Source organism: Streptomyces sp. NPDC059816 (assembly GCF_042732055.1).
Classification (GTDB): Bacteria; Actinomycetota; Actinomycetes; order Streptomycetales; family Streptomycetaceae; genus Streptomyces.
Genome location: NZ_JBHWIQ010000036.1, coordinates 10,860 through 31,498, shown reverse-complemented (window position 1 = coordinate 31,498; position 20,639 = coordinate 10,860). Strand labels below are relative to the sequence as shown.

General features: G+C 71.8%; 18 protein-coding genes. 12 read left to right on the top strand and 6 right to left on the bottom strand.

Translation table 11 applies throughout. The annotated features are described in order from the left end of the window. Positions 1–21: 21 nt before the first annotated feature. From ACFV88_RS32635 to ACFV88_RS32625, 3 genes are all read right to left on the bottom strand, one after another. A complete protein-coding gene (locus tag ACFV88_RS32635; protein WP_385495732.1) occupies positions 22–1,212 on the bottom strand; it encodes an MFS transporter in 1,191 nt (396 codons plus the stop codon). 75 nt (positions 1,213–1,287) lie between these two features. After that, positions 1,288–1,623, bottom strand: coding sequence for a hypothetical protein (locus ACFV88_RS32630; protein WP_385495731.1), 336 nt, complete (start codon positions 1,621–1,623; stop codon positions 1,288–1,290). Positions 1,624–1,767: 144 nt separating this feature from the next. After that, positions 1,768–2,904 (bottom strand): MFS transporter, encoded by a 1,137-nt coding sequence (locus ACFV88_RS32625; protein WP_385495730.1) that lies wholly within the window; start codon positions 2,902–2,904, stop codon positions 1,768–1,770. A gap of 159 nt (positions 2,905–3,063) precedes the next feature. Between ACFV88_RS32625 and ACFV88_RS32620 the strand changes: the two genes are divergently transcribed. Next, positions 3,064–3,660, top strand: a complete 597-nt coding sequence (locus ACFV88_RS32620; RefSeq protein ID WP_385495728.1) for a TetR/AcrR family transcriptional regulator — start codon at positions 3,064–3,066, stop codon at positions 3,658–3,660. 29 nt (positions 3,661–3,689) lie between these two features. On the opposite strand, the gene ACFV88_RS32615 is transcribed toward ACFV88_RS32620, so the two are convergent. Further along, positions 3,690–5,063: a tannase/feruloyl esterase family alpha/beta hydrolase gene (locus tag ACFV88_RS32615; RefSeq protein ID WP_385495727.1), complete on the bottom strand. Its 1,374-nt coding sequence runs from the start codon at positions 5,061–5,063 to the stop codon at positions 3,690–3,692. 252 nt (positions 5,064–5,315) lie between these two features. On the opposite strand from ACFV88_RS32615, the gene ACFV88_RS32610 reads away from it, so the two are divergent. The 4 genes from ACFV88_RS32610 to ACFV88_RS32595 all read left to right on the top strand — a co-directional run bounded on the left by ACFV88_RS32610 (position 5,316) and on the right by ACFV88_RS32595 (position 9,617). After that, positions 5,316–6,533: a sensor histidine kinase gene (locus tag ACFV88_RS32610; RefSeq protein ID WP_385495726.1), complete on the top strand. Its 1,218-nt coding sequence runs from the start codon at positions 5,316–5,318 to the stop codon at positions 6,531–6,533. Next, a complete protein-coding gene (locus tag ACFV88_RS32605; RefSeq protein ID WP_385495725.1) occupies positions 6,530–7,216 on the top strand; it encodes a response regulator in 687 nt (228 codons plus the stop codon). The genes ACFV88_RS32610 and ACFV88_RS32605 overlap by 4 nt, the downstream gene beginning before the upstream one ends. A gap of 347 nt (positions 7,217–7,563) precedes the next feature. Continuing rightward, on the top strand, positions 7,564–8,517 hold the full coding sequence (locus tag ACFV88_RS32600) for a zinc-binding dehydrogenase (RefSeq protein WP_385495724.1): 954 nt from the start codon (positions 7,564–7,566) through the stop codon (positions 8,515–8,517). 230 nt (positions 8,518–8,747) lie between these two features. Continuing rightward, entirely contained in the window at positions 8,748–9,617 is an 870-nt protein-coding gene (locus tag ACFV88_RS32595; RefSeq protein WP_385495723.1) for a hypothetical protein, read from the top strand. Positions 9,618–9,683: 66 nt separating this feature from the next. On the opposite strand, the gene ACFV88_RS32590 is transcribed toward ACFV88_RS32595, so the two are convergent. Together ACFV88_RS32590 and ACFV88_RS32585 are read right to left on the bottom strand one after the other, a co-directional pair. Beyond that, positions 9,684–10,424 carry a class I SAM-dependent methyltransferase gene (locus ACFV88_RS32590; protein WP_385495722.1) on the bottom strand — a complete coding sequence of 247 codons (741 nt, stop codon included), beginning with the start codon at positions 10,422–10,424 and terminating at the stop codon, positions 9,684–9,686. Between the two features lie 72 nt (positions 10,425–10,496). Further along, positions 10,497–12,047: a helix-turn-helix domain-containing protein gene (locus ACFV88_RS32585; protein WP_385495721.1), complete on the bottom strand. Its 1,551-nt coding sequence runs from the start codon at positions 12,045–12,047 to the stop codon at positions 10,497–10,499. A 212-nt stretch (positions 12,048–12,259) separates the two neighbouring features. On the opposite strand from ACFV88_RS32585, the gene ACFV88_RS32580 reads away from it, so the two are divergent. The 7 genes from ACFV88_RS32580 to ACFV88_RS32550 all read left to right on the top strand — a co-directional run bounded on the left by ACFV88_RS32580 (position 12,260) and on the right by ACFV88_RS32550 (position 20,551). Beyond that, positions 12,260–13,102, top strand: a complete 843-nt coding sequence (locus tag ACFV88_RS32580; RefSeq protein ID WP_385495720.1) for a siderophore-interacting protein — start codon at positions 12,260–12,262, stop codon at positions 13,100–13,102. Between the two features lie 115 nt (positions 13,103–13,217). Further along, positions 13,218–14,291: an ABC transporter substrate-binding protein gene (locus ACFV88_RS32575; RefSeq protein WP_385495719.1), complete on the top strand. Its 1,074-nt coding sequence runs from the start codon at positions 13,218–13,220 to the stop codon at positions 14,289–14,291. A 64-nt stretch (positions 14,292–14,355) separates the two neighbouring features. Next, on the top strand, positions 14,356–15,405 hold the full coding sequence (locus tag ACFV88_RS32570) for a FecCD family ABC transporter permease (protein ID WP_385495718.1): 1,050 nt from the start codon (positions 14,356–14,358) through the stop codon (positions 15,403–15,405). Beyond that, positions 15,402–16,481, top strand: coding sequence for a FecCD family ABC transporter permease (locus ACFV88_RS32565; RefSeq protein WP_385495717.1), 1,080 nt, complete (start codon positions 15,402–15,404; stop codon positions 16,479–16,481). The genes ACFV88_RS32570 and ACFV88_RS32565 overlap by 4 nt, the downstream gene beginning before the upstream one ends. Then, positions 16,478–17,332: an ABC transporter ATP-binding protein gene (locus tag ACFV88_RS32560; protein ID WP_385495716.1), complete on the top strand. Its 855-nt coding sequence runs from the start codon at positions 16,478–16,480 to the stop codon at positions 17,330–17,332. The genes ACFV88_RS32565 and ACFV88_RS32560 overlap by 4 nt, the downstream gene beginning before the upstream one ends. Further along, positions 17,322–18,935 (top strand): ATP-binding cassette domain-containing protein, encoded by a 1,614-nt coding sequence (locus tag ACFV88_RS32555; RefSeq protein ID WP_385495715.1) that lies wholly within the window; start codon positions 17,322–17,324, stop codon positions 18,933–18,935. Before ACFV88_RS32560 ends, ACFV88_RS32555 begins: the two co-directional genes overlap by 11 nt. Then, positions 18,932–20,551: an ATP-binding cassette domain-containing protein gene (locus ACFV88_RS32550; RefSeq protein ID WP_385495714.1), complete on the top strand. Its 1,620-nt coding sequence runs from the start codon at positions 18,932–18,934 to the stop codon at positions 20,549–20,551. Before ACFV88_RS32555 ends, ACFV88_RS32550 begins: the two co-directional genes overlap by 4 nt. The last annotated feature ends 88 nt before the right edge of the window (positions 20,552–20,639 follow it).

Genomic DNA, 20,639 nt, shown 5'->3' with positions numbered 1-20,639 from the left:
GTCGTGTCACCCTCGCGCGTCTCACGACGGCAAGGGAGTTCGGGGGCGCAGCAGGTCGATGCGCCACAGGGCGGCGACCGCTGCGATGAGGAGGAGCGTCGCCGCGACGGCGATGCCCGCCCTCCAGTGGACGTGTTGGACGAGCCAGCCGCCCGCGCCGGTGCCGGCGGCGTTCCCCGCGAAGGTCGCGGTGGTCGCCCAGGCGAACGCCTCGGTGACGGTGGCCGCAGGTGCGCAGCGGCCGATCAGGGCGAACTCGCCGATGGTCGCGGGTGTCAGGGCGATCCCGGTGAGGATCGCCAGCCCGAACATGACCGCCGTGCCGGTTCCGGCCAGCAGCGGTAGCACGCAGGCCCCGTAGAGGGCCAGCAGCACCACGTACCGGCGTTCCACCGGCGCCGACCAGCTGCGGCTGCCGTACCAGAGTCCGCCGAGGGCGCTGCCGATGCCGATGGCCGTGTACAGCACCCCTCCCCACGAGGCGTCGCCGAAGGCGTCGGCGAAGCCGATGAGGGAGACGCGTACGACGCCCAGTGCCGCTCCGGTGGCGGCGATCGTGGCCAGCAGGAGCAGGAACCCCGGCGAACGCAGGGGGCCCAGGCCGCGTTTGGTGCCCGCGGGGCGGGCGGTGCGGCAGGCGGGCAGGGCGGCGAAGACGACCGTGCCGACGGCGATGAGGACGGCGGTGACGCCCACCGCGACGGCCGGGCCGGCCACCGCGGACAGCGCGGTCACCAGCAGCGGGCCGAGAATGAGGAAGGCGTCCAGTTGGAGGGAGTCCAGGGCGAGCGCGGTCTCCCGCCGCTGTTCGTCGAGCAGCTTGGGCCACAGTGCGCGTTGGCAGGAGGCGACCGGGGGGATCGACGCTCCCACGAGGAAGGCGGCTGCGCCGAGCATCCACACCGACGGGGTCAGGGCGGCCACCGTGAGGCAGACCCCGAAGGCGCAGGCGTTGATCGCCGTGGCGGCCAGCAGGGGGCGCACCGGTCCGTGCCGGTCGGCCGCCCTCCCGAAGGCGGGGCCGACGACGGCGTATCCGGCCCCTGCGGCGGCCCCGACCGCGCCGGCCGCGCCGAGCGATCCCGTCGTTTCGTGCGCCAGGAAGAGCAGTCCGAGCCCGTACATGCCCACCGGCAGTCGTGCCAGGGCGCCGGCCCCGAGCACTGCGGGGACTTGGGGGGTGCGCAGGAGCATCGTGTACGACTCAGTCATGGACACGCTCCTCCCGGGGGATCGGACGTAACCGTGGTTCTGACGGTGGCTGCGGTGCGGACGTACGGCGGGCGCTCATCGTTCACCGCCCTGGTGGGCACGGGCGCTCGCCGTGGGCCGAGGTGAGAGGTGACCGCGCAGGATGCGGACGGCGTCCGACGCGTTCGGTGGCACGGACCATTGGTGGCACCGGCCGTGCGGGCCGGCGAGGACGACGGCCACCCCGTCCTCGGGGCAGGTGCGCACGCACCCCGACACGGTGACCGTCAGGGATTCCTTCGCCACCAACCCGTACAGGCGTCGGCGGGCTTCCCGTACCCACTGCTGCCCGGCTTCGGGACGGCACTGCTGGCAGATGAACACCATCGTGTCGTCCCGCTGCCAACCCTCGGCCCTCTCGTCAAGTGCCATGTCTAAGGAGTCGCGACGCCCCCGTGCATAGTTCCCGACTGTTCGCGACGAGTTCGCAGGAAAGCTATCGCGGTCCCGCCGCCCGGAACGACCGTCGTCACCTGCGCGGCGGATCAGGACAGCAGGGGGCGGTGACGGTGTCGGTCATCGCAGGGCCTCGTTGGTGCGGGCGGTCCGGATGGCCAAGGCGGCGAACAGGGCGCAGGCGCCACCGAGCCACAGCACGCTCTGGAGGGTGAGGGTGTCGACCATGACGCCGCCGACCAGCGCGCCAAGGCCGATGGACAGGTTGAACACCGCCACCCACAGCGAGGAGGCCGCCTCCACGGCCTGCGGGGCGGATTTGATCATCCAGGTCTGGAGGCCCACGGAGACGCCTCCGTAGGACAGACCCCAGACGGCCAGCAGAACGGCGCCGCCGACCACGGTCTGCCCCAGCAGCAGGAAGACCGGCATCGCCACCGCCAGGGCCACGGCGGTGATCAGCACGCTCCGGTACACCTGCCGGGAGAGCGCCGCGCCGGCGGCGAAGTTGCCGATCATGCCGGCCACGCCGAATCCGAAGAGCAGCGGGCCGACGTAGCGTTCGTCGATGCCGGACAGTTCCTGGAGTACCGGGCTGACGAACGTGTAGGCGGCGAAGTGCCCGAACACGATGAGCACGGTCGCGATGATGCCGACGCGCACGCCCGGGTTGCGGAACTGCTCCATCAGCAGCTTGGGCCGGATGGCCTGAGAGGCGGTCAGCCCCGGCAGTACGGCCAGCAGGGCGATCAGGGTGACGAGGGCCAGGGCGCTGAGCGAGGAGAAGGCGATGCGCCAGCCGGTGAGGTCACCGAGCAGGGTGCCGAGCGGAACACCGAACACGTTCGCGGCTCCGACGCCGCCGAAGATGACGGCAGTGGCCCGCGGCACGTCCGCTGGGGCGACGAGCCGGACGGCCAGCCCGCTGGCGACCGCCCAGAACCCGCCGATCGCAATGCCGACCAGCACCCGGGAGCCCACCAGCACGGCGAAGTTGGGCGCCAGGGCGGTGGCCAGGTTGGACACGGTCATCAGGGTCATCAGTCCGAGCAGCAGGAGGCGTCGGTCCATCGCCCCGACGAGCATCGGCACCAGCGGAGCCGCTAGGGCGGCGACGATGCTGGGCACCGTCACCATCAGTCCCGCCGTCCCCTCGGAGACCGACAGCGCGGACCCCACGGAGGTCAGCAGGCCGATCGGGAGTTGCTCGGCGGTCACCAGCAGGAAGGTGCCCAGGGCCACCGCGGAGACCGCCATCCATCTGCTTCTCTTCGGGACTTCCGGTTCCCGTGTCGGGGCCGGGGTCTGTTCTGCGGTCGCCAAAGCAACCTCCTTCATCAATTCGGGAGCACTCGCTCCCGAATTGAGGAAGGTAGTATGGGAGCGATCGTTCCGCAAGCTGGGTAGGGTGATCACATGGCACGGCCACGACAGTTCGACGAGACGGACGCGGTCACCTCGGCGACCGAGTTGTTCTGGCGTCGCGGTTACCACGCGACCTCGGTGCGTGACCTGGGCGACGAGCTGAGGCTCACTCCCAGCAGCCTGTACCGCACCTTCACGGACAAGCACACGCTGTTCCTGCGCGCGCTTGACCACTACCGGGCCACCGAGTCGGCTGAGGCCCGGCACCGGCTGGACGCCTCCGACCGTCCGGTCCGCGAGGTGTTGCGGGAGTGGCTGCTCTGGCTGGTGACGTGCCCGCCCGACGGCAGTTCGGGCCATGGCTGTTTCGTGGTCAACACCGCCACCGAACTGGGCACCACGGACGAGGAGGTCACTGAGCGGACCGAGGCCGCGTTCGAATCCACTCGGCAGGCCCTGCGCGCGGCGCTGGCCCAGGGCCGTGACCGCGGCGAACTCTTCGCGGACCTCGACATCGAAGACGCCGTGGAACTGCTGTTCACCGCGGTGCTCGGACTACGAGTGCGCGAACGCGCCGGCCATGCCCCCGACCGGCTGGCCGCCGCGATCGATCTGGCGATTCGCACCCTGGGACCGACGCCCCCGTGACCTGGCCCTCGACACGGTCCCTCAGGACGTCAGGGGGTGCAGTCGGTGGCCGTGCCGTCGGCGAGCCGGGGGACGGTGCCACCGGGCGGCGGGGTGACGCCGCGGGTGGTCCATGCGACCAGCGCGTCGAAGGCCGCGGTGAAGCAGGGCTGCATCGGCCGGACGATCCGGGGCGCAAGGTCGTGGTATCCGTCGGCGTGGGTGCCGTCCTGGATCCGGTAGTACCGGTGCAGGGCGCCACGGCCGGAGTCGTTGACCATCCGGCCGTACAGGTCGCCGGTCCGGGTGATCGGCAACATCACGTCGAGGGTGCCCTGGAGGGTGATCAGCGGCCGGGTGATGCGGCCGGTCAGCGAGATCCGCTCCACCGTGTCGTGGACGCTGTCGGGCCGGGAGCCGTAGTCGTAGTCGGTGTCGCAGCCCGCGCCGGTCCCCTCGGGGCAGAACGGCGTGCCCCCCTGGACGGGGCCGTCGTACTCGGGGTCGACCTCTTCCCGGACGGCGCGTTGCAGCGTGTCCCACTGGGTCAGGTAGTGGGCCTTCCACAGCGCTTCGGAGCCCTCGGGGTACCCGGCGGCGTACATGGCCCCCGCCGCGCCGGGCTCGTTCCGCTCCCAACGGGGGTAGGCCCGCAGGGCGGGGGGCAGATGGGTCAGCAGGTTGGGCGCGTCCCGGGTGAAGAGCAGACCGTTCCAGTCGACGCCGCCCGTGTAGAGGCGCGGGAAGTGCTCGATCTGCCAGCGGACCAGGTACCCGCCGGCGGAGAGACCGGCGGCGTAGGTCCGGGCGGGCAGGCGGCCGTAGTGACCGGCGGCCACCTTCTTGGCGGCGAGGGTCAGTTGGGTGAACCGGTGGTGCCACTCCATGATCGCGTCGCCCGGCTCCGTGCCGTCCCGGTACAGCTCGGGACCGGTGTTGCCCTTGTCCGTGGCGGCGTACGCGAAGCCCCGCGCCAGCACCTGGTCGCTGATGGTCCGGTCGTTCGCGTACTGGCGGCGGGTTCCGGGCGGGCCGGCGACGACCAGGCCGCCGTTCCAGCGTTCCGGGAGCCGGATCACGAACTGGCTGTCGTGGTTCCAGCCGTGGTGGGTGTTGGTGGTGGAGGTGTCCGGGAAGTAACCGTCGAGCTGGACACCGGGCACGGGCGCGGGCGCGGGGTTGACGGTGTTCGACGCCTGGAGCCCTTGGTAGTCCGCCGGGTGGGTGAGGCCGAGCGGGAGGAGGCCGGCCGTGGTCAGGTCGTCGGGGCAGTGGCCGAGCACGCGCTCGGCGCCGGGGACGCGCAGTCGGTGCGCCGCGCAGGCGGCGCCCGTGGCGTGCGCTCCGGCCGCGGGCAGGAGGCCGGCCACGAGCAGCGCGGGGGCCAGGGCGAGGAGACGGCGCCGGTGCTTCCTACGGGACATGGGTGCGGGGCTCCTTCGGTCGGTCGGGCCGTGCGCCGATGCGCGCGGCCCCGGTTCCCGGCAGAACGTAGGCCGGGTGGTGCGACGCCGAGGAGTGTGGGGCGGCCAGTCCTCCCCCGGCTTCCGGCACCCCCGCGGTGGCCACCTTGTGCCGATCGGCACATGACCTGTGGCCACATGAGGAACGGAACCGCGCGCCCGGCGGCAGCAGTCCCGTAACGTCCGCAGCAGCAGTGACCGGAGGGGGAACTCATGGCCTCGCCACCGACCGCCGTGCCGTGGATCGCGCCCGTGCTGTACGGGGTGGTCCTGGCCGGCGGGACCTACCACACCGCCGTTTCCCCCGGGCCCGTGCACGTCGCACGCACCGCGGGATTCGTGGCGGGACTGGTCCTGCTGCTCGCCCTCGAAGCCGTCGAACGGCGGCGCTGGCCGACCGGCGCCCCCGCCCGGACCGCGGGGACCCTGCTGACCGTCCGTCTCGTGCTGTTCGCCGTGGTCGCCGTGCTGGACGGCTCGGGCGTCTCCCGGGCCCTGTTCGTCCTGGTGCCGTTCACCGCCCGTCTCGCCCTCGGCCGGCGGGCCGGGCTGGTGTCCGGTGCGGGGTGCGTCGCCCTGCTGATCGGCGGCTACGCGGTGTGGGTGCCCCGGTGGTGGATGCGGGCCGAGTACGTCTCCGACCTGCTGATGCTCGGCCTGGGGTTGGCGCTGGCCCTGTCGATGGCCTCCGTCGCGGTACGGGAGCAGCAGGGGCGGGAACGGCTGGAAGGCGTCCTGGCCGAACTGGCCGGCTCGCACGACCGGCTGTCCCGGTACGCGCTGCGGGTGGCGGAGCTGTCCACGGCCGATGAGCGCAACCGGGTCGCCCGGGAGATCCACGACAGCCTCGGCCACCATCTCACCGCGATCGCCGTGCAGTTGGAGAAGGCGGAGGTCTTCCGGACACTCGACCCGCAGGCATCGGCCAAGGCGGTGTCGGACGCCCGCTGGTCAGCGGGACGGGCGCTCACGGAGGTCCGTGAGTCCGTCGGAGCACTGCGGGAGGCCCGGCCCTTCTCCCTGAACCGCGCGCTCACCGACCTGGCCCGCCACCTCGGTGACGACCGACTCACCGTGACCCTGCGCACCACCGGTGACGAGGGCGGGTACGACGCCGGATCGCTCACCGCCCTGTACCGGTCCGCCCAGGAGGCGTTCACCAACGCCTGGCGGCACGGGCGGGCGACCCGTATCGACGTCACGGCCGCCTACGGTGAGTCCACGGCCCGGCTGACCGTCACCGACAACGGCCGGGGCTTCACCACCGCCGAGGCCGCGCACCGAGGCCGTACGGGTTTCGGCATCCGCGGCATGCGCGAACGGGTCGAACTCCTGGGCGGGCGCGTGGACATCGACGGTCATCCGACCCGGGGCGCGGTGGTCACCGTCACGGTCCCGCGCCGACCGCCCGCTTCGGGGAGCACCGGGTGAGCGGCCCGGGGCTCGCCGGGGAGCCGCCCGCCGGGCACGAGGACGTGGTCGACGTGGTGCGGGTCCTGGTCGTCGACGACCAGGAACTCGTCCGGGAGGGGATCGCCTCCTTGCTGGGCGTCCAGCCGGGCGTCACCGTCGTGGCCACCGCGGGCGACGGGCCCGGGGCCGTCGAGGCCGCCGTCACGCACCGGCCGGACGTCGCTCTGGTCGATGTGCGGATGCCGGGCATGGACGGCATCGACACCACCGCCGTGCTCACCGCGCGGGTGCCCTCCTGTCGGGTCGTCATGCTGACCACCTTCGACGACCGGGACTACGTCGCCCGCGCGCTCGGGGCGGGGGCCGTCGGGTACCTGCTCAAGAACCTGCCCTCCGCCGAACTCGCCCGCTCCGTCCGTCTCGCCCGTGCCGGGGTGGCCCAGCTGGACGCCTCGGTGCTGGCCGGGCTCGCCGTGGCCCCGGTGGCGCGCGGCCCTGTGGTGCCCGCCGGGACCCTGACCGAACGCGAGGTGCACGTCCTGCGCCTCATCGCCGGCGGCTCGACCAACCGGGAGATCGCCTCCCGGCTCTTCCTCAGCGAGGGAACCGTCAAGAACCACATCTCCCGCATCCTCAGCCGCCTCCAGCTGCGCGACCGCACCCAAGCCGCCCTGTACGCCCGCGACCACGGCCTGCTCTGACCGCGGGCGCCCCGGGTGCGTCGAAGGGGTCAGGCCCCCTCCGAGCAGCGATCGTTCGCGGCTCGGGTGCGGCTGGGCTCCTGGACGACCGCGACGGCGACGGCGACGGCGACGCACGGATTCCGGACGTGGACATCCATGACCGATGGTTATGAGAGCACCTCTTGGACAGACGGCGCGCGTGCTTCCACGATGGATCACGAAGGACCGAGCAGGGCATCGGCGTTCCCGCCACGCGCGTTCCGCTCCCCGAACGCTGCCACGCCGACCTGCCGTTCCGACCCATGCACCCCGCCCGGCGCGCCCTCACCGCACTCGGCACACTCTGCACACTCATGAGGAGCAGCATGCACGCTTTGACCTATGCCCCGGAGGCACCCGCTGGTCTCCGTCTCAGCGCCGTTCCCGAGCCGGTGCCGCAGGACGGGCAAGCCCTGATCGAGGTGCACGCGGTCTCGCTCAACTTCGGGGAACTCGCCTTCAAGGCCGCTCGCACACGACCGGGCAGCGTCCTCGGGATGGACGCGGCAGGTGTCGTCATCAAGGCCGCGGCCGATGGCTCCGGTCCGCCCACCGGCACACGTGTCGTGACCTTCGGATGGGCGTCGGGGGCCTGGGCCGAGCAACGTGCCGCCAACATCGCGGACCTCGCCGTCGTCCCCGACTCCGTCGACCTCGCCTCCGCGAGCGCGCTTCCGGCCGCAGGCGTCACCGCGTTGCGAGCGCTGCGCCGACTCGGTCCGGTACTGGGCCGGCGCGTCCTCATCACGGGGGCCTCGGGCGGTGTCGGGCGCTTCGCGGTGCAACTCGCCGCCCACGCCGGCGCACACGTCATCGCCTCGGTGGGCAGCCCTGCCCGGGGTGAAGGGCTCAGCGAGCTCGGGGCCGACGAGATCGTCATCGGCCCGCAGAACGTCACCGCACCCGTCTTCGGAGTGCTGGACAACGTGGGCGGCACCCAACTGGCCGAAGCCTTCGGCCTCCTGGAGGACGGGGGCTGCGCCCAGAGCATCGGGATGGCCTCGCGCGAGCCGACCACCATCGACTTCGAGCAGGAGCGACTGGGCGGCGTCCGCAAGCGGATCGAATCCTTCATGGTCGGCGATCCCGGCTTCGACCCGGGTTTCGGCCCGGACCTCGCCTACCTCGTGGGCCGTCTCGAAGCCGGGGCGCTCGATCCGCAGATCGGCTGGCGCGGCTCCTGGGAGCACGCTGCGGAAGCGGCCGAAGCGCTCCTTGCCCGTCGTGTCCTGGGCAAGGCCGTCCTCGACGTGGGGACGGCCAACGGCAGACGATCGTGAACGCACCGGCTCGGCGCGCGTCCGGTGCAGCAGATCGCCCCCCGTCCCGGGACGGCCGGAGGGTTCGCTCGCCCCCGACCGTCCCGGGTCGCACCACGGAAGGGCGCCTCATGCGGCTGCGCGCGGCGCGGCTCGTCCCGCAGTGGTGCCAGGCAGCGGCGCCGTGGAGGGCGTAGTGGTCGAAGACGTAGTCGTACTGGGCGTCAGTGGCGCGTGCTTGACTCGACGACATGACCGACGAACGGCTTCTGACCGCCGTGTTCAAGACCCTGTGGCCTGACGTGGAAGACCTGAACTGCCAGGAGCCGGGGCACGCACCGGGGCATACCTGCCTCTCCGTCTCCGGGGGCGTTGACTTGGGCGACCTCGTCGAGGAGCTCTCCGCGCGGTACGGCGAACCCTTGGCCGGCACCGACCGGCTGCCGCCCCTCCCCTTCTCGGGGCGGGTCGACTGGACGTTCGCCTGGCCGTTCAGCAACCGGTGGGTCGCCTTCGGCCGGACCGGCCGCGGCACGGGCGGTGTACCCGCTTTGGTGATCGCCCCGCGCAGCACACCGGACGCGGAGCAACTGCCCCCAGGGCTCTCCTGGTTGGAGCGACTCGTCGCCGTGACCGGCTGGGAACCGAGGACGGTGGGGAGAATCGACTGGCCCGCAGTCGAATCGTCGCTGGGAACACCGCTGCCGAGCGACTACAAGAAGCTCGTGGAGACGTTCGGCAAGGGCCTGTTCTCCGACTTCCACCAGGTGTTCATGCCGGACGACCTGATCCGGAGGACCCAGTGGGGGGCGAGGCACGGCCAGGCGTCCTGGGAGCCGTATCCGCCCTTCCCCGCCCCGGGCGGACTGGTGCCGTGGATGGGCAACGAGCACGAGCAGTCATTCTCGTGGATCACCGAGGGCCCCGACCCCGACCGGTGGCCCGTCTACGCCACCGAGGCCGAACCCGTGGCGGGACAACGGTTCGCTTGTACGGCCACGGAGTTCCTGTTCCGCAGCCTCACCGACCCGCTGCACCCCATCGGCCTGCCGGTGGACCTCCGCGCCCACTGGTTCCACGACACGGACAGGTCTGTGCACGCCGGGAGGCGCCGCGGATGACGACCCGGCCGTGGAACCGCCGCCTTCCGGCAGGCCGGGGCGTGCGGTCCGGCGGCCCGATCGGTCCTACAGGTCGGCTACGAGGAGACGGTAGCCGACATCGAGTTCTTCGCGGTCGAGCAGATCGGCATGGCGTCGGTGCCACCGGCCGGAGGACAGGTCCTCGGCAAGCCGGGTCAACCCCGGCCGGAGGACGTCCTCCCGGGTCTGGGCGAGCATCGACATGCCCGCCCGGACCTGCGGGTCGAGGTAGGCCTCGGGTCGACGCCAGAAGGCGGCGAGGAATCCGTCGGTGCAGTCGTGCGGAACGGGCACGGTCTCGACACGGGCGCCCCCCAACAGCGTCACCAGGTGGTCGACCGCGACGGCTCGCGCCTCGTCCACCGCGGCCGCCTCGGGCAGGTACTCCTCCGACAGCCAGAAGTTGCGGCTGACGTCGTGGTCGAAGGTGAAGACGACGATCCGTCGCCGGGCGATCCGACGGAGTTCCGCGATGCCGGCTTCCAGGTCGCTCCAGTGGTGCACGGTCAGCAGGGCCATCGCCGCGTCGGCCGAGTCGTCGGGAACGGGGATCGACTCCGCGGAGGCTTCCAGGGCCCGCGCGGACCCGGCCGGACGCTGGGCGATCATCACCGAGCTGGGTTCCACGGCCAGCACCGTACGGGACGGTTCGTAGGAGCCGGCGCCGGCTCCCACATTGATCACCGTGGCGGCGTCGCCGAGGGCTTGATGGATTCTGGCGGCGATGCGCGGGTCCGGTCGCCGGGTGTCTGCGTAGGTCACACCGATGCTGTTGTAAGTGGCCACGCGGCGAAGTATGGGCCTCGTGCGCCGTACGGGGAAGAACGCGCAGCGGCGGCGCCCGTGGTCGTGGCGGGCCTAACGGAGGATGAGTCCTTCGTCGGTGTGCTGCCAGCCGTTGCGTTGGTACGCGCGGGGTGACATCCCGTGGGCGCGGGTGAAGACCCGGGTGAGGGCGGAGGCGTCCGCGTAGCCGAGTGCCCGTGCGGCCCGGCCGACCGTCATGCCTTCTTCGAGGTACTGGCGGGCCAGGGTCATGCGGAGCTGGGCTCGCCACTGCACGTAGGTCTGACCGGTGGCGCCGACGAACTCGTGACCGAGGGTCTTGGCGTCCACCCCGAGTTCCGTTCCCCACCGGGCGAGCGTGCGTCGACTCGCGGGTTCGCGTCGGAGCTCGTCGATGATCCGGCCGACGGCCGGGGTGACCGATGCGCCGACCCGGGTGGGCAGGGGCGGCGCGGCGAAGGGTTCGAGGAAGCGTCGCGTGATGTCGTTCGGATCGTGCTCCTCGGGGCGGATGAAGCTGTAGTTGGCGACGACGGTGTGCAGGAGTCGGCGCTCGACCTGCGGGGGGAAGCTCCGGACGAGGACGTCCGTCGGTAGGGCCGGCGAAACCCCCGGACGGGAGCCGAGCGGGAGCAGGAGCGCACCGCGCGGGAGCGTGACGCTGTTGGGCACTTTGGCCGGGAGCCAGGCGGCCTCGCCCTGCCGCAACCGGTGCGTGCGGCCCCCCACGACGAGCCGTGCGGTCCCGCGGTAGGCCCAGACGAGCACATGGAAGTCGCTGATCCGGTTCCAGGTCCGTGACGCCGGGATCGACGGCGGCTTCCCGATCACCCCGCCGTCCGCTGTCGGGTGCGTGCGGGCGTCCATCTGCACGTCGAGGGGGTTGGGGAACGGCCGGATTCCGGTCGGTCCGTTGCGGTGCTGTTCCTTGTACGCGCGGGGTGTGACACCGCAGTGCGCGCGGAAGGCCTTCGTGAATCCCGCGGGGGTGGCGAACCCGACCTGTCCACCGGTCCAGCCGATGTCGTGGCCGAGGTCGAGGTAGCCCGCCGCGGCGGCGACCCGGGCGGCGGTGCGCCACCGGGCGAACGGTCGTCCCGTCTCGTTGAGGAACTGCTGCTGGAGCGTTCGGACGCCGATGCTGACCGACTCCGCCAGTTCGTCGATGCCGGCGCCGTGGCCCGGATTCCGGAGCAGCGTCCGCGCGACGGCGAGGGCTTCGGGCGAGGCGGGCAGTGGTGGGGCGGGCAACGTGCTGCGGCTGTCGTGCGCCGGGTCCGCCGGGCGCGCGTTGGCCACGAGGTCGAGCACCCCGCTGTCGTCCGCGGTACCGCGCAGATAGCCGAGGCTGCGGGCGAACTGGTACGTGAGCCAGGCGGACCAGCTGCCGGGGAAGTCGATGCGGAGAGGACGATCGATCACGGACGACCGGGAACGGGCGGCGGGGAAGATCGGAACCGCGACGGAGCCGGCGTCGACCTCCACCTCGTAGGGGACGCCGGCGGGCAACCAGACGCCCTGGCCCGTCGTGAGGCGATGACGTTCCGTCGCCGTCCGCACGCGGGCGGTCCCCGTGTGCATCCACAGCAGGGACGGCTCGCGCGCGTTTCCCGGTGAGCTCACCCGAGCGGCCGGCACCTGCGGAGTCAGTGCGATCGGGAGCTGAGGGCGCGTGGCCGTGTCACCCATGGTCCGTCATTCCGTCAGTCCATAGATCATGCATCTCAGGATAACTGCTGGCCGAAAAGCAAGGTTAGCCTTACTTAAGTGGCTCCTGTGGCGATCTGACGCCCCGATCTCACGGCCATGTCCCCCTCTCGTCAAGGAGTCCTTCCGTGTCCGTCCCTGCGCGTCCGCTGGTCGTGTTTCCCGTGGCCCTGCGGGAACTGGTCGTCGCCAGGACGGGCGACGTCACGGCAGGAATGCGACGCGTGACCTTGACCGGTGACCAGCTGGGGGCGTTCACCTCCGCGGACGGGACCGCGTGGCCGGCGTTCAGGTCGCCGGGTTTCGACGACGACATCCGGCTGCTGTTCCCGTATCCGGGTGAGCGCGAGCCCGTCCTGCCGCTCATCGAGGACGGACGGGTGACGTTCGCCGAAGGACGCCGGCCGATCGCCCGGGCCTACACGGTGCGCCGCTACGACCCGCGCGGACGTGAACTGGACGTCGACGTCGTGCTCCACGGTGACGGGGTCGCCTCGAACTGGGCTCGTGCGGTGGAGCCGGGAGACCGGATGCACATCGCCGGTCCCGGCAAGACCCGAGGAGTTCCGGTGGGCGCGGACCGGCTGCTGATCGCCGGCGACGACACGGCGGTTCCCGCGATCGCGCGGCTGCTGGAGGAACTTCCCGACGACGCGCGCGGGCGCGTGTTCATCGACGTCGAGCACGCGGCCCATGCACAGGAACTGCACGGTCCCGCGGGAGTCGACGTCGCCTGGCTCCCCCGGGGCCCGTCCGCTCCGGCGTGCCCCGGCGCGCTGCTGGCGGCCGTTCGCGAGATGGCCTGGGCGGACGGCGCGTGGTTCGCGTGGCTGGCCGGCGAGCAGTCGACGGTCCAGCAGATCCGCCGGCATCTCGTCCGCGACCGTCATCTGCCCAAGTCCGCGATCGACTTCACGGGCTACTGGAAACGTGAGGCCGCCGCGGACGGAGTCCGCTCCCCCGGGCCCTGACTCCCCGGCCCCGGCCAGGGCCGTCCGGCCGCTCGCTCCGACGCCGCCGCACCGGCCGTCGGGGCAACACCCCACCCTGCTCGTCCCCACCCCGAGAAACACAAGAACGGCACTCATGAACCTCACACGACGCCGCAGCATCGCCGGCTTGATCGGCACGGCGCTGGCCGCTGCCCTCACCCTGACCGGTTGCTCGTCCACGGAGTCCACCTCATCGCCCAGGAAGACGGCAACCGGCGACACGTCGAGCCGGCTGCCGGCCGCCGAGGGGAAGACCTCCTATCCCCTGACCCTGGAATCGCCCTTCGGCAAGACCGTGTTGGAGAAGCGTCCCGAACGGATCGCGGCGGTCGTGCCGAACGCGATCGACACGGAACTGCTCCTCTCCCTCGGGGTGACGCCCGTGCTCAGCTCCAGCTTCGTCAAGGAGGGCGGGTACCTCGGCAAGCACGGTGCGGACGACGTCAAGACCTACGAGTTCGTGATGGGCGAGGAGGTGCCGGTCGAAGCGATCGCCGCGAGCAAGCCGGACCTCATCGTCGCCGTGGGGTGGACGGACGGCCTCGGCGGGGTGAAGCTCGCCGACCACTACGACCGGCTGAAGAGCATCGCCCCGGTCGTGACCAGCCCGGACACCTCGTCCCAACTGCTCATCCCCTGGCAGGACTCGATCCGTGTGCTCGGCGAGACGCTCGACCTCGTCGACGCCGCGAAGCGCGTCGTCGACGACCACGAGAAGCACTTCGCGGCGCTGCGCAAGAAGCACCCGGAGTTCGAAGGACTCACGGCGACCTGGGCGATCTTCTACGGTGAGGCCAACGGGCTCCAGTACCTGTCGCGGCCCGATTCCGCTCCGGAGGCGTTCCTGGGTGAACTCGGCTTCGCCAGGAACCCGGGCGCACGGGAGTTCGCCCGGGACGCCACGGTCAGCGACGAACTGCTGTCGAAGATCGACGCCGATGTGCTGCTGCTCGGTCAGAGCGCGGCCGTGGACGACAAGGGGATGCGGGAGCTGACCGGTCGCGACCTGTTCCGGAACCTCGGCGCCGTGTCCTCGGGGAACTTCGTGCAGCTCCCGCCGAAGACCGAGGACGGTGGGGACCTGCTGTGGGCGATCAGCAGCGGCGGGCCGATCGGGAACAAGTGGGCGACCGGACACCTCGTCCCGCGCCTCGCCGACGCCCTCTGACAGCCCACCGGTACGGGGCGCGCCAGCGTTGGCGCGCCCCGCGCGCTCCTGATGGAGGAGGACCATGACCACGGACGCGTCGCACGTCCTGCTGGAGAAGAAACGCCAGGAACGACTCCCGCAGGCCCGGCGGGTGTTCGGGCTGCTGGCGATGATGTTCGTCCTCGCCTGCGTGCTGGCACTGAGCGTGAGCTTCGGTGCGAATCCGCTCCCGCTGCGGGACGTGTGGCGGAACGTGTTCCACCCCGACGGGTCCGAGGCGGCGTCGATCGTGTGGACCCTGCGGGTGCCCCGCACCGTCGTCGGCATCGTCTCGGGCATCGCGTTCGGGGTCGCCGGAGCACTGATCCAGGCGCTCACCCGGAACCCGCTCGCCGACCCGGGGATCCTGGGCGTGAACGCGGGGGCGGGGTTCGCGATCACCATCGGGGTCGGCCTGTTCGGAGTGTCGGGCGTCACCGGCTACGTGTGGTTCTCCTTCCTCGGCGCGGTCATCGCCACCGTGGTCGTGTACGCGATCGGCTCCTCGGGCAGGGGTTCCGCCTCACCCGTCACGCTGGTGCTCGCCGGTGTGGCCCTGGCCGCGGTGCTGACGGCGTTCTCGACGTTCATGATGCTCATGGACGAGGAGACGTTCCGGTCCCTCAGGAACTGGGGCCTCGGATCGCTCGACCGCACCTCGATCCCCGACACGCTCGCCGTGCTCCCGTTCCTCGTCGTCGGGCTGGTGATCGCGTGCTGCCTGGGCGGAGCGTTGAACGCCGTCGCCCTGGGCGACGATCAGGCCGCGTCACTGGGCGCGAGCGTCACCCGCACCCGCGTCGCCGGGATCGCCGCGGTCACGCTGCTCGCGGGTGGGGCCACGGCACTGACCGGCGGAATCGCGTTCATCGGGCTGATGGTCCCGCACGTCGTGCGCTGGTTCACCGGACCCGACCAGCGGTGGATCATCGCCTACACCGTCCTGGCCTCGCCGACCGTCGTCCTGGCCGCCGATGTGATCGGGCGGGTCGTCGCCCGCCCCGGAGAGATCGAAGCAGGCGTGCTGACGGCCCTGATCGGCGCCCCCGTGCTCATCGCCCTCGTACGTCGCAGGAAGGCAGCCGGACTGTGAACCGCTCCACCACGGGGCCGAGACCGATCGACTTCGGCTACCGGCACGTCCGCCTCCGCATCGGCGGCCTCGTCGCCACCCGCTTCAGCTTCCGCAGCCTGGCGGTCAACACGGCCCTCGCGGCCCTCGCGGTGAGCGTCGCCGTGCTCTCCCTCGGCTTCGGCGACTATCCGCTCGGCCCCGTGGAGGTCGTACGGGCGCTCACCGGGCAGGGCGACGACTTCCACCGGCTGATCGTGACCGAATGGCGTCTGCCGATGGCGATCGGCGCGGTCCTGTTCGGCGCGCTGCTGGGGATCGGCGGGGCCATCTTCCAGTCCCTGACCCGCAACCCCCTCGGATCACCGGACGTGATCGGCTTCGACGCCGGCTCCTACACCGGCGTCGTCCTCACGATGCTGCTCCTCGGCGGCCACCACTACGGATCGGTGGCCACGGCCGCGATCGTGGGAGGTCTGCTCACCGCGGGCGTGGTCTACCTGCTCGCGTACCGCAAGGGCGTGCAGGGGTTCCGGCTGATCATCGTGGGCATCGCCGTCTCGGCCATGCTCGGCTCGATCAACTCCTACCTCATCACCCGGGCCGACATCAACGACGCCATGAGCGTCGGCTTCTGGGGAGCGGGCTCACTGAGCCGGGTGGGATGGGCGGCCCTCGTCCCCGCCCTGATCGGCGGTGCGCTCGTCCTCGGATGCGTCGCCGTCCTCGCCCCGGCGCTGAGGCAGTTGGAGTTGGGCGACGACGCGGCCCTCGCCCAAGGCGTCAGCGCCGCCCGCGCCCGACCGGTGCTCCTGATCACGGGGGTCGCCACGAGCGCCCTGGTGACCGCCGCGGCCGGACCGATCGGGTTCGTCGCCCTCTGCGCGCCGCAGCTCGCTCGGCGGCTGACCCGCACCCCGGGGGTCACGGTCGCCTCCGCCGCGTGCATGGGGGCCGCTCTCCTCGCCCTCGCCCAAGCGACGTCGCTGGCGATCGCGCAAGCGTACCGGCCCGTGCCCGTCGGCCTGATCACCGTCTGCCTCGGCGGGCTGTACCTGATCTGGCTGCTGATCCGCGAAACGAGACGAAGCATATGACCCGTTCCGACACCGAGACGCGCGTGCACCCGTCGACCGGCTCCCGGCTCCGCGCCGAGAACGTGACGATCGGATACGACAAGCACCCGGTCAACGCCCGGCTGTCCGTGGCGATCCCGGACCGATCGTTCACGGTCATCGTGGGCCCCAACGCATGCGGCAAGTCCACGCTGCTGCGCGGACTCTCCCGGCTCCTGCGGCCCTCGGACGGACAGATCGTCCTCGACGGACAGGACATCCACGCCTACCGGGCCAAGGACGTCGCCCGGCGGCTCGGACTGCTCCCGCAGTCCTCGCTCGCCCCCGACGGCATCCGGGTCGCCGACCTCGTCGCCCGCGGACGCTACCCGTACCAGAAGCTCATCCGCCAGTGGACCGACGCCGACCAACGAACCGTCGCCGAAGCCATGGCCGCGACCGGCGTCGAGGACCTGTCCCCGCGCCTGGTCGACGAGCTCTCCGGCGGGCAACGCCAGCGTGTCTGGGTGGCGATGGCACTCGCCCAGCAGACGGACATCCTCCTCCTCGACGAGCCGACGACCTTCCTCGACCTCACCCATCAGATCGAACTGCTCGAACTCTTCACCGACCTGCATCTGGCCGGCCGCACCCTGGTCGCGGTGCTCCACGACCTCAACCAGGCGGCGCGGTACGCGACACACATGATCGCCATGAAGGACGGCGCCGTCGTCGCCGAGGGCCCACCGTCCGACGTCGTCACCACGGACCTGGTCGAGGACGTCTTCGGGCTGCGCTGCCTCGTCGTCGCCGATCCCGTCGCCGGCACCCCCCAGGTCGTACCGATCGGACGCGACCGCACGACCCGACGGGAGAGCGTCGATGACCTCTGAACCCGCGTCGCCCTCGCCGTCGGTACGGCGTTCGCCCCTCGCGCGGGCGCTGCTGCCCAGCCTCCCGATGCTCGGCTTCGCTTCGCTCACCGCAGCGGTGGCCGGGCTCTGCGGTCTCGGCGCGCTCTGGTTCGCGACCCGGCTCCTCACCGACCCGACGCCCGCGCACGCGGTGTGGGCCTGCACCGCATGGGCCGTCAGCGGCCTGCTCTGCGCCGTGTCCTCGTGGACGGCGCACCACGGCGAAGCGCGCTTCGCACGACGTCTGCGACACGACGTGGCAGGGCACCTGGCCCGGATGCCGACGAGCGCACTCGCCCGGCGCGGCAGCGACGCACTGCGCCGACTGGTCTCCGACGACATCGCGGCGCTGCACCACGCCGTCGCCCACCTGCCGGCCGAGCTCGCGACGCTCGCCGTCGTGCCCCTGGCCAGTACGGCCGCCCTCCTCTCCGTCGCGGGGCCGGCCGGGTTGCTCGCCCTCGTCCCCGGGCTGCTCGCCGCCTGCTACTACCTGCTCGTCGTTCCGCGGACATCCGCACGCCACGGAGCCGAAAGCGTCCGGGTGATGAGCGACATCGTCACCGCGGTCGACGACTACGCCCGCGGAATCCGCATCAGCCGCGTCTACGGAGACCGGGGCGGCGCCGCGGCCCGCTACGCGGCGGCGACCCGTGGCTTCACCACCGGCATGGTCCGCTGGGTGGGACGCGTGGCGACGCTCGCCGCCGTCGCGGGAGCGATGCTCCAAGCAGCCGCGACCTATGCGATCGCCTACGCCGTCGGCCACGAACAGGAAGCCGGAACGCTCGCCGCGATGCTGCTGTTCGGCCTGGCCACCGTCACCCCGGCGCTGCGCCTCGGCCACGGTCTCGACTACGTCCGCGCGGCCCGCGCCGCCGCGGACCGCATCGCCGAGGTGTTCCGGGAACCCCTCGTCAGGCCCGCCTCACAGCGAGCCGGCGCAGCGGGTACCACCACGAGCACCGGCCTGGTCGGCCTCACGGTCGGGAACGCGGAACGCGTCCTCGTCGACGAGGTGACCCACACGTTCGAGCCGGCGACGATCACCGCCGTCACCGGACTCAGCGGATGCGGCAAGACGACGCTCCTGCGTGTCGTCGCCGGACTCGAATCAGCGATGGCAGGGCACGTCGTCCTGCCGCCCGACTCGACCGCGCAGCCCTCCGGTGGACCGGTGCTCCTCGTTCCGCAGGGCGGTGACGTGCTGCCCGGGACGGTGCGCGACACCCTTCGCCTCTCCGCCCCGGACGCCGAGGACGGGGACCTCACCGAGGGGCTCCGGCGGGCGCAGCTCGACGTCCCGCCGGAGACCGGCACGACGAACCTCTCCGGCGGCGAGCGACAACGCGTCGCACTGGCACGGGCCTTCCTCACCGAAGCGCCCGTGATCCTCCTGGACGAACCGACCAGCGCACTCGACGAGCGGACGGCCGCCCGGGTCATGTCGGAACTGCGCCTCCTCGCCGACACGGGGAAGACGCTGATCATCGTCACGCACGATCTTCAGCTCGCCGCGACCGCCGACGAACAGCTCACGCTCGCCGAGGGGCACCTCACGAGGACCGGAGGACGACGATGACCACGCCCGCGCCGCAGGCGCTTCCCGCCGCAGCGAAGCGGCGACTGATCCTGATCTCGTTCGGCTGGGTGCTCGTCGCCGTTGCGGAGGCGTCCGCGTACACGGCACTCGCCCGGGCCCTCGCGAACGGGGAGCCGCCCCCACTGGTGCTCGGCGCGGCGGGAGTGGCCGTCGCGACGACCGTACTGGTCTCTCGCAGCGGCTACCTCACCGGCGCCCGACTCGCCGGCGACCTCTACGACGCGCTCGGTACCGCGTTCGCGCGCGCCAAGCTGTCCTGGTTCACGGAGAGCAACCGCGCGCTGATCGGGACCGTCGCCGGCCGCGCCATCCCGACGCTGATGAGCGTGCCCACCCACCAGTTGCAGACCTTCGTCCTGTCGCCGCTGATCCCCCTTCTGTTGCTCGTCGGCATCGGGATCGTCAGCGGGCCGTCCGCGATGCTGTTCGTGGGCGTGCTGCTGGCCCTCGCCTTCCTCGCACAGAGCCTCGCCCAGCGGGCCCTGGCCCGTGCGGACGCCGGCCGGGGCGACGCCGAGCAGGCTGCCGCCGCGGCCTCGTTGGAGTTCGTCGACCACCTCGAACTGCTGCGGACGGCCGCCGGCTCCGATCGGGCCGTCGCACGCCTCGCGGCCACCTGGCAGGCCCAGCAAGCCGCACTCGCGCGCACCAACAACGCCTCCGCACCGGCGGCCCTCGTCTCCCACCTCGCCGGCGTCCTTCCGCTCGGCGGCGTCGTCGTGCTCCTCGCGGTCACGGGAATCGACGATCCCGCATCGGCGCTCGCGCTCCTGATCCTGACCGGGCGGGCCGCGGCACCCCTGGACGCGCTCGCTCTCGCCGGGCTGACGGTGAACGACCTGCGCACCACGGTCCGGCAGTACCGCACCGCAGCCACCGCGCCGGCCCTGCCGGAACCCTCACGGAGCGCCCCGCGCGACGGCCACGCACTGGAACTCGCGGGCATCACGCACCCGCCCGTGCTCCGCGACGTCCGCGCCGTCATCCCCGAAGGGGCGCGGGTGCTCGTCACCGGCCCGACAGGAAGCGGCAAGAGCACCCTGCTCAACCTGCTCATGCGCTTCGACGACCCCGAGAAGGGGAGCGTGACACTGGGCGGAGCCGCCCTGACGGACCTGCGCTACGAAGACCTCGCCCCGCACATCGCCTACGTCCCCCAAGAGCCCGTCGTGTTCGACGGCACCATCGCCGAGAACATCCGACTCGGCGACCCCGCGGCCACCGACGACCACGTCCTCGAAGCCGCTCGGAAGGCCCACCTGGACACCGTCATCGCCCGGTCCCCCGACGGCATCCACCAGCACGTCGGCCACCACGGAAACGCACTCTCCGGCGGAGAACGCCAACGCATCGCCCTCGCGCGCGCACTCCTCAAGAACGCACCGGTCCTCATCCTCGACGAAGCAACAGCAGCGCTCGACACGACAACGGAACACCACGTCGTGCAGACGCTACGACAACTGCCCGGCACCATCATCGCGGTCACCCATCGCCACACCGACATCTGGGACCCCACGGATGTCATCACCCTCCACGGGGGCACGCCCGAAGGAGCCGGAACCGGCCCAGACGGCGAAACCGGGTGGACGCGCTGACTCCGACACCCGCCGTCGAGGGCGCGAATTGTGAAGACCCCAACCGACGATGGTTTAGTAGGCGCCGTCAAGCAGTTTGCGTGTGGGG